7 protein-coding genes are annotated in these 9152 nt (G+C 69.7%); 3 read left to right on the top strand and 4 right to left on the bottom strand.

The annotated features are described in order from the left end of the window. Nucleotides 1–19 precede the first annotated feature (19 nt). The 3 genes from GD1_RS23260 to GD1_RS23270 all read right to left on the bottom strand — a co-directional run bounded on the left by GD1_RS23260 (nucleotide 20) and on the right by GD1_RS23270 (nucleotide 3031). Entirely contained in the window at nucleotides 20–817 is a 798-nt protein-coding gene (locus GD1_RS23260; RefSeq protein WP_059039894.1) for a heme ABC transporter ATP-binding protein, read from the bottom strand. 115 nt (nucleotides 818–932) lie between these two features. Further along, complete coding sequence (locus GD1_RS23265; protein WP_059039884.1) at nucleotides 933–2018, bottom strand: FecCD family ABC transporter permease; 1086 nt, start codon at nucleotides 2016–2018, stop codon at nucleotides 933–935. After that, nucleotides 2015–3031: a heme/hemin ABC transporter substrate-binding protein gene (locus tag GD1_RS23270; RefSeq protein WP_083534671.1), complete on the bottom strand. Its 1017-nt coding sequence runs from the start codon at nucleotides 3029–3031 to the stop codon at nucleotides 2015–2017. Before GD1_RS23270 ends, GD1_RS23265 begins: the two co-directional genes overlap by 4 nt. Before the next feature lie 231 nt (nucleotides 3032–3262). On the opposite strand from GD1_RS23270, the gene map reads away from it, so the two are divergent. Next, nucleotides 3263–4126 carry a type I methionyl aminopeptidase gene (map, locus tag GD1_RS23275; RefSeq protein ID WP_053776393.1) on the top strand — a complete coding sequence of 288 codons (864 nt, stop codon included), beginning with the start codon at nucleotides 3263–3265 and terminating at the stop codon, nucleotides 4124–4126. 25 nt (nucleotides 4127–4151) lie between these two features. Here map and GD1_RS23280 read toward each other — a convergent pair whose 3' ends face one another. Beyond that, nucleotides 4152–6452, bottom strand: a complete 2301-nt coding sequence (locus GD1_RS23280; RefSeq protein ID WP_059039888.1) for an RCC1 domain-containing protein — start codon at nucleotides 6450–6452, stop codon at nucleotides 4152–4154. A gap of 168 nt (nucleotides 6453–6620) precedes the next feature. Here GD1_RS23280 and GD1_RS23285 point away from each other — a divergent pair, with 168 nt between their 5' ends. Further along, complete coding sequence (locus GD1_RS23285) at nucleotides 6621–8195, top strand: cobyric acid synthase (RefSeq protein ID WP_157079604.1); 1575 nt, start codon at nucleotides 6621–6623, stop codon at nucleotides 8193–8195. An 80-nt stretch (nucleotides 8196–8275) separates the two neighbouring features. Continuing rightward, the gene (locus GD1_RS23290) at nucleotides 8276–9100 is read left to right on the top strand and encodes an alpha/beta fold hydrolase (protein ID WP_083534673.1); all 825 of its coding nucleotides are present in this window, start codon (nucleotides 8276–8278) and stop codon (nucleotides 9098–9100) included. Nucleotides 9101–9152 lie beyond the last annotated feature (52 nt).

Raw genomic sequence — 9152 nt, forward strand, 5'->3', positions numbered from 1 at the left:
CGCTTCGCTCGGTCCCGGCTCAATCAGCAATGGGGAGTCGACGTTGCGGCAGTACGATCAGGCGGCCGTCGCGCTCGAAGATGTCCACCGGATGGTCGTAGATGTAGGCCAACAGGGTCTCGGTCATCACCTCGCGGGTCTCGCCGTAGGCGACAATGTGACCGTCCTTCATCAACGCCACCCGGTCGGCGTAGGCCGCCGCGAGCGTCAGATCGTGCACCACCAACAAGATCGTCGCCCCGGACCGCCGATGCTCGGTGAGTACCTGCAACACCTGCTCCTGATGGCGGATGTCGAGGGCTGCGGTCGGCTCGTCGAGCATCATGATCGGTGTGTTCTGCGCCAGTGCCCGGGCCAGCGACACCCGTGCCTGCTGACCGCCGGACAGGTGCGGGAACGGCCGGTTGACGATCCCCGACAGGTCGCAGCGGTCGATCGCCTCGGCGATCATCCGCGGGGAATCGACGGCCTGCGGGGTCCGCAGCCACGGGTAGCGGCCCATCGAGACCACCTCGCCGACGGTGAACGGCGTGTCCACCCGATTGTGCTGGGTGACCAGAGAACGCAGCTTCGCCCGGTCGCGTTCATGCGTGTGCGCGATGTCGGTGCCGTCGAGCAGGACCCGGCCCGCGCGCGGCTTGCGCATTCCCGACAACACCGACAGCAACGTCGACTTGCCACAACCGTTGGGGCCCACCAGGGCGACGAGCTCACCCGGACGGACGTCGAGATCGACCCCGGCGAGGATCGTGTGGTCACCGAAGGCCACCTCGATGTGTTCGCCGACGATCCCGGCCGACGGATCGGGTGTCCGCAACGCCGGGACGAGCGAGGCGAGATCGGCAGGGCCGTCGTGGACGCCGTTGTTCGGGTCTGCGTTGCTGGGGACATCCCGGTCGGTGGAGTCGGCGGAGTTCACGGAATCGGCCACGTCAGAATCCCGCCCCCGCATTGCGGTTGCGGCGCAACAGGATGAAGAACACCGGGCCGCCGACCAGCGAGGTGAACACGCCGAGCGGCAGGTCGGCGCCGCCGAGAACGGTGCGCGAGGCCAGATCTGCGGCGGCCAGCACCAATGCGCCGCCGATCACGCTGGCGGGCAACAACACCGCATGCCGGGGCCCGACGATGAGTCGCATCACATGCGGCACGACCAGGCCGACGAAGGCGATGATGCCGGTGAACGCGACGGCTGCCGCGGTCAGGATCGCGACCAGCACGATCGCCTGCCGCCGCACCACCTCCACCTTCACCCCGAGGGAGGCGGCCTGGATCTCACCGAGCGCCAGCAGGTCGAGTTTGTGGACCAGCGCCATGGCGGCGGCGATCCCGGCCACGGCCAGCGGCAACGACACCCACACCGCCGTCCACGACGCCCCGGCCAGCGAACCGAGCTGCCAGAACACGATCTGCTCGCGGGCCGCGGTGGTGGCCACGAACGTCAGATACGAGATGATGCCGAGGGCGAAGGCATTGACGGCGATACCGGTGAGCACCAACATGATCGGCGACGACGCACCGTCACGCAGCGACAGGACGTAGACACCGGCGGTGGTCAACAGGGCCGCGAGGAAGGCCGCGCTCGCCATCGCCCAGTCGTTGACGCCGACACCGCCGATCACGATCATCGCGCAGGCACCCACCGCGGCACCCGAGGAGACACCCACCACGCCGGGTTCGGCGAGCGGATTGGCCAGCACCCCCTGCATCAGACAGCCGGCGGCACCGAGGGCGGCACCGACGACCAGACCCAGCACGATCCGGGGGAAGCGCACCACCCACAGCGTGTGCTCACCCTGCGGATGGATCGGCAGTGACCCGATGTCGAGACCCCAATGGTGGGCGATGCTGCCCAGCACCTCCATCGGCGGGATGGAGATCTGACCGATCGTCGCCGAGAACAGGGCGACCATCGCGGTGACGACCAGCAAGACCACGATCACGATCGGCCCGGACACCCGCCCTTCCGGGCGCGCTGCCCGGGACGTGCCGGATGCCGTGGTGGGGGCGGTGCTCATACGTAGATGGCCTTCGCCAGCGCGGCGAGCACCTGGCCGACATCCGGTCCGAAGGACAGCACCTCGGTCTCGTCCATCTGCACGACGCGCCGGGCGCGGCCGGCGTCGGTGGCCTCCACGCCGGGCAGGGCGAGCACGCCGTCGATGCCGCCCACCGAGTCGGCGCCCTGCGTCATCACCAGGATGACCTGCGGGTTGGCCTGCAACAGTTTCTCCGCGGTGACGGCGGTGAACGCCGAGGTGAAGCCGCTCGCGGTGCCGGCGTCGACACCACCGAGGTTCGCGATCAGATCGTCGGCACCGGAATCGGGTCCGGCGATCAGGACCAGGCGCGGCCCGCGGATGTAGAGGAAGGCCATGCCGGGATTGCCCGACGGGTCCGGGACTGCCCGCTTGGCCGCGTCGATCTGCGATTGCGTCCGCGCGACGAGCTGCTCGCCGGCCGGGACCACACCGAGTGCGGCGGCCACCGACCGGATCAGGGTGGGGGTGGAGGCCACGGTGCGCTCGGAGGTGAACTCCACCACCGGGATTCCGGAGTTGCGCAGCTGGTCGACCGCCTGACTCGGGGTGGTGCCCTCGGTGACCAGGACGACCGACGGGTTCAGCTCCAGGACCTTCTCGGCGTTGAGCTGATGGCCGGTGTTGGACACCAGCGGCAGGTTCGCGGCGGCCGGGAACACGGTGGAGGTGTCACGGCCGACCACCTTGCCGCCCAACCCGAGCGAGAACACGATGTTCGACAACGTCGCGTTGCGGTCGATCGCGATGATCCGGCTGACGTCGCTGACCGTGGTGGTGCCGTGCCCGACCGACGGCACCGTCACCGGCAGGGTGACCTGCGGGTCGGTGGTCACCGGAACGACGTCGGCGGCGGGCAGATCGGCGGTCTGCGGACCCGATCGCAGGGTGGCAGAGGCATCGACCGACTCACCGGAGGACTCGATCGGAGCCGTGCTGCAGCCGGTGACCACCAGGATCATCGCTGTGGTCAGCGCCGCGAACAGGCACATCGTCAACCGGTTGCGCCGACGCACTTGGGGAACCTCCGCTCGTCTGGGGTGACGCCGCGGGATCGGACGTGCCCCTGGGAATGTTGCTTAGTCTATCCTTGGTCGATCGGGTGCCTGCGTTCCCTCCGGCCCCGCCGCGCCCACATGGCCGCGTCGATCACACCGCACGCCGACACCCACACCCGGCGACACCCACACCCGGCGTCGGGCCCGGCCCCTAAGCTGGTTCGCATGACAGTTCGCGCTCCACTGAAACCCGGCAAGCTCTCGCCCATCCGTGAGGTGCCCGACGCGATCGAACGTCCCGAGTACGCGTGGAAGCCCACCGTCAACGAGGGGCACGAGCCGTGGGTGCAGACCCCCGAGGTGATCGAGAAGGTCCGGGTGGCGAGCAAGATCGCCGCGAATGCGCTGGCCGAGGCCGGCAAGGCGGTCGCCCCGGGCGTCACCACCGACGAGCTCGACCGGATCGCCCACGAGTACATGATCGACCACGGCGCCTACCCGTCGACCTTGGGCTACAAGGACTTTCCCAAGTCGTGCTGCACCTCGCTCAACGAGGTAATCTGCCACGGCATCCCGGATTCGACGGTGATCGCCGACGGGGACATCGTCAACATCGACGTCACCGCCTACATCGACGGCGCGCACGGCGACACCAACGCGACCTTCCTGGCCGGGGAGGTGTCCGAGGAGGCCCGCGAGCTCGTCGAGCGCACCCGAATCGCCACCGAACGTGCGATCAAGGCGGTCAAGCCGGGCCGCGAACTCAACGTCGTCGGCCGCGTCATCGAGTCCTACGCCAATCGCTTCGGCTACACCGTGGTCCGCGACTTCACCGGCCACGGGATCGGGGAGACCTTCCACAACGGGCTGATCGTGCTGCACTACGACCAGCCCAACGTCGAGACCGTGATCGAACCCGGCATGGTCTTCACCATCGAGCCGATGATCAACCTCGGCGGACTGCCCTGGGAGATGTGGGACGACGGCTGGACCGTGGTGACCGCCGACCGCCGCTGGACCGCACAGTTCGAGCACACCATCGTCGTCACCGACAGCGGCGTGGAGATCCTCACCCTGCCCGACGCCTGAGCGGGCGGGGCCGAACCACCCGCGCTCACGCCGGTTCCCGGACCCGCACCGGCTCGTTGATGCTGGAGTCGGTGCTGCCGTCGCCCAGCTGGCCCTGACTGTTGAGACCCCAGCAGTACAGCTGGGACGATCCCACCGCACACAGGTTCACCGAGCCGGACGTGAGGTCGGTGACCCCGCGGATCCCGCTGACCTGCGCCGCGGTGTGGTTCGACGCGCTGCTGCGCGATCCCCAGCACCACACGTCGCCGGCACCGGTCGACGCGCATGCCCCGGAGATCACCGTGGCGATCGCTCGTGCACCGCTCACCCCGCCGACGCGCACCGGGGTGCTGCTCGACTGCTCGGTGCCGTTGCCGAGCTGACCGCTACCGTTGTTGCCCCAGCACCACGGGGTGCCGTCGGCGATCGCACACATCGAGTCCAGGCCGGTGTCGATCGCGGAGACACCGGTCAGCCCGGACACCCGGGTGGGGGTCTTGCGGACCGTGGTGGTGCCGTCACCGACCTGACCCTGATCGTTCTTGCCCCAGCACCAGGCGGCACCGTCACCGGTCACCGCGCAGGTGTTGTTGGTGTTGGCGCTCACCGCCCGGACATCGTTGAGCCCGGAGACCTTGGTGGGGGTCTTCTGAAATCCCGTGGCAGCCGGGTCACCGGTCTGCCCGTAGACGTTGTTGCCCCAGCAGTAGAGGTCGCCGTTGCTGATCGCACAGGTCGCCAGCCCGACGCTGATCGCCGAGGCATCGGTCACCCCGTCGACGCGGGTGGGCGAGTGGTACTCCGACGGCGCGCCGCCGACGAGGTTGGCGCCCCAGCAGAAGACGTCGCCGTCGCTGATCGCACACGCCGAACCGAGCCCGCCCATGGCGATGGCCGTCACATCCGACAACCCGGGGATCCGGGTGGGCGTGGAGTGGCTGGTGGTGGTGCCGTCGCCGAGGGTCCCGCGGTCGTTGCTGCCCCAGCAGTACACCGACCCGTCCCGTAGCGCGCAGGAGGACTGCCCGTCGGTGGCGATCGACGCCCACTCGCCTGCGGCGACCGTGGTGGAATCCGTGGGGGCGCCGGACGTGGGCGCGCCGGAGGTCGACGGATCGACGACGGTGGTGTCGTCGGCGTGGGTGTCCGAACCGCCGGAGTTAGCCGCCCACACCGCGATCCCGGTGATCGCGGCCAGCAGTACCAACACGCCCGCGACGGCGCCGACGATCAGCCCGGTCCGGTTCTTCGACCCCCCGGTCGGTGGTGTCGGCCCGGACGGTGGCCCATACGGCTGGTGGGGTGGCGGGGTCTGCCACGCCGGACGGACGGTCCCCGGGTACGGCGCCATGCCCGGCGTCGATGAGAGCGGTGCCCCGGGCGGGACCGACTGCACCGGGGGGATCGCCTGGACGGGTGGGAGCCCCTGCGCCGGTGGGATGCCCTGGATCGGTGGCGGGGTGAAGGTCTGGGTGCCGCGTGGGCCGGACGGGCCACCGACCGCGGTCGCGGCCACCGGCGGCAGACCCGCCGATGCGGCGCCGAGTGCGGCGGCGAACTCGCGGCAGGAACCGAACCGATCCGCGGGATTCTTGGCGAGCGCCCGGACGAACACCGGGTCGAGGCCGGCGAGCATCGGGGCGCGTTCACCGATCCGCGGGACCGGACCGGTCACGTGCCCGGTGATCAGTGCCCCCGGGGTGTCTCCGCGGAAGGGCGCGGTTCCGGTGAGTAGTTCGAAAGCGGTGCACGCCAACGCATACTGATCCGACGCGGGGTCGGCCGGCGCCCCCGACAGCGTCTCGGGTGCGGCGTAGGTGAGGGTGCCGATGAAGGCATTGGTGGCGGTCATCTTGGGGGCGTCGATCAGCCGGGCGATCCCGAAGTCGAGCACCGTCACCCGATCCGGATGGCCCTGCTCGTCACGGGTGATGACGATGTTCGCCGGTTTGATGTCGCGGTGGATGACGCGCCGGCCGTGGGCATAGTCGAGGGCCTCGGCCGCGCGCGTCACGATGTGGTCGACGTCCTTGGGTGGCAGCGCCCCGGAACCGCCCAGGTCGGCGCCGTCGAGATAGCGCATGGTGAACCAGGCCGACCCGTTCTCGACGCCGTAGGCGTAGACCGTGACGATGCCGGGATGATCCAGCGATGCCGCGGTGCGCGCCTCGTTGGTGAAGCGTTCACCGAAGTCGGCGTCCCCGGTCGGCGAGACGATCTTGAGCGCCTCACGCCGGCCGAGTGCGGGATGTTCGACCAGATACACCTGCCCCATACCGCCGGCACCGAGCAGACCGATGACCCGGTATCCGGCGAAGACCGAACCGGGTTCGAGCGATGACACGATGGTCCGGCCCCCTCCCAGGACTCCCGGACCGGCGACACCGCCAGGCCCGGATGATTCGCGGCCCACACTATCGGGTCGAACCGCTCACGCCGCCTCGCACCGCGCCCGCGTGCTTCGAATACCCGACACCGGGCGGGTCGTCGCGGCGCGTCTACCCTGACCGTGGTGAGCGGTATCCGGGGTGCATTGCTGGTCGGCGGTACCAGCTCCGATGCGGGAAAGAGCCTTGTGGTCGCGGGTCTGTGCCGGGCGCTGGTCCGGCAGGGTGTGCGGGTGGCGCCGTTCAAGGCCCAGAACATGTCCAACAACTCGGTGGTCACCCCCGACGGCGGGGAGATCGGGCGGGCGCAGGCCTTCCAGGCATATGCATGCGGCCTCGAACCGTCGACCCGGTTCAATCCGGTGCTGCTCAAGCCGGGCGGTGACCGGCGCTCGCATGTGATCGTGCGCGGGCGGCCCGCGGGCGACGTCGGCGCCCGTGACTACATCTCCCGACGCGCCCACCTGCTCGACGTCGTCACCGATGAACTCGCCTCCCTGCGAGCCGATTTCGACGTCGTCATCTGTGAGGGGGCCGGATCGGTCGCGGAGATCAACCTGCGATCGGGCGACATCGCGAACCTCGGACTCGCCCAGGCCGCGGATCTGCCCGTGGTGCTGGTCACCGACATCGACCGCGGCGGCTCGCTGGCACACCTGTTCGGCACCACCGCGATCCTCGGTGCCGCCGACCAGGCCCGGATCGCCGGATATGTGATCAACAAGTTCCGCGGTGACGTCGGCATCCTCGAACCCGGCCTCGACGAGCTGCAGGCGTTGACCGGCCGGCGCACCCTGGGTGTGCTGCCCTTCGACACCGAACTCTGGATCGACGCCGAGGACTCGCTGGCCTCACCGGTCGGCCGACGTGTCGGCCCGCCGCACGACGTCGTGCCGGTGTCGGGGCCGCGGCTGTCGGTGGCCGCGATCCGGCTGCCGCGGATCTCCAACTCCACCGACGTCGAGGCCCTCGCCTGCGAACCCGGCGTCGACGTGATGTGGGTCGACGACCCCGCATCGGTGCGCGTCGCCGATCTCGCCGTGCTGCCCGGCACCCGCGCCACCCTGGCCGATCTGGCGTGGTTGCGGGAGCGGGGCATCGACGCAGCCGTGGCCGAGCGGGCTGCCGCACGACGACCGGTCCTCGGGGTCTGCGGCGGATTCCAGATGCTGGCCCGCAGCATCGACGACCCGGTCGAGAGCATCGGCACCGCCCACGACGGCCCGGTGCCGGGGCTGGGACTGCTCGACCTCGACATCGTGTTCCGCCCGGACAAGGTGCTGCGGCAGGTCACCGGTTCCGGTGCGATCGGTGCCGCGGGCGAGCATCGCATCAGCGGATACGAGATCCACCACGGCCGGGTCGTCCGCTCAGCGGAACAGCCGTGGATTCGTGACGATGTTCACGGTGCCGAGGGCGCCCGCCGCGGATCGGTGATGGGCACGCACTGGCACGGGCTGCTCGCCTCCGACGACTTCCGGCGCACCTTTGTGCGGGAGGTGGCGGTGGCCGTCGGCAAACCGGACTTCGCCACGGTCCCTGACCTGCGCTTCGACGCCGTCCGTGCGGCACAGGTCGACCGGATCGCCGACCTCGTCGCCGAGTCCGTCGACCTCGATGCGGTGTGCGACATCATCGTCGGCGGTGCCGACCCCGCCCTGCCCCAGATCACCCACGCCCTACGTTCCGGGCGGCGCTGAGCGGTCACACGTCGTCGGCCGTCGGTGGTGGACGGTCGGCGAGCGGTTCAGACGTGGTGGCGATCACCTAGGCTGGACGCGTGGACACGGAACGGCGTGCTGTGGATGTGGGTGGATTGACCTTCGAGGTCGAGGTCGGGGGACCGGATCGCGGTCCATGGGTGATCCTGTTGCATGGATTCCCGGTGAACAGTTCGTGCTACGCCGAGGTGGTGCCGCGGCTGCACGAGTCCGGGCTGCGCACCATCACCGTCGACCAGCGCGGCTACAGCCCGGGTGCACGGCCCGAGGCCGTCGACGACTACCGGATCGACCATCTGGTGTCCGACGTGATCGGGGTGCTCGACGCGCTCGAGGTGCACTACGCGCTGCTCGTCGGTCACGACTGGGGCTCGCTGGTGGCATGGCATCTCGCCGCACGACACCCCCACCGGTTCACCGGTCTGGTCGCGGTCAGCGCCGGTCACCCCTCGGCCGCGCGAGATGCGCTGAAGGTCGGTGATCAGCGCGAGAAGTCTTCCTACATCAAGGATTTCGTCGGCGAGGGTGCGGCCGAGAAGCTGCTGGCCCGTAACGGTGTGCTGCTGCGACGGGCCGGGGTGACCGCCGACGAGATCACACCGCTGACCGAGCCCGGCATGCTCGACGCCGCCCTCAACTGGTACCGCGCGAACTTCACCGGTGACATCGCCAAGACCATGGCATGCGCACCCGTCGAGATCCCGACGACGATGGTGTGGGGCGATCAGGACAGCGTCCTCGGCCGCGAACAGGCCGAGTTCAGCGGCCGTTACGCCTACTCGGAGTTCCGCCTGTGCGTCCTCGAGGGCGTCGACCACTGGGTTCCCGAGAACGCCGCCGCCGCACTCGCCAGCGAGATCTCGCTCCGCTCGGCGGTGTTCTGAGCCGGACCCGATCACCGTGGGAGGTGGTCGCCATCCTGTGGATGCTGCGGAG

The organism is Gordonia desulfuricans NBRC 100010 (assembly GCF_001485495.1).
In the GTDB taxonomy this organism is placed as follows: domain Bacteria; phylum Actinomycetota; class Actinomycetes; order Mycobacteriales; family Mycobacteriaceae; genus Gordonia; species Gordonia desulfuricans.

What these genes read in the sequence shown, in the direction of transcription:
- GD1_RS23265 (WP_059039884.1), bottom strand. Translation starts at nt 2,018, where the DNA reads ATGAGCACCGCCCCCACCACGGCATCCGGCACGTCCCGGGCAGCGCGC.
- map (WP_053776393.1), top strand. Translation starts at nt 3,263, where the DNA reads ATGACAGTTCGCGCTCCACTGAAACCCGGCAAGCTCTCGCCCATCCGT.
- GD1_RS23270 (WP_083534671.1), bottom strand. Translation starts at nt 3,031, where the DNA reads ATGTGCCTGTTCGCGGCGCTGACCACAGCGATGATCCTGGTGGTCACC.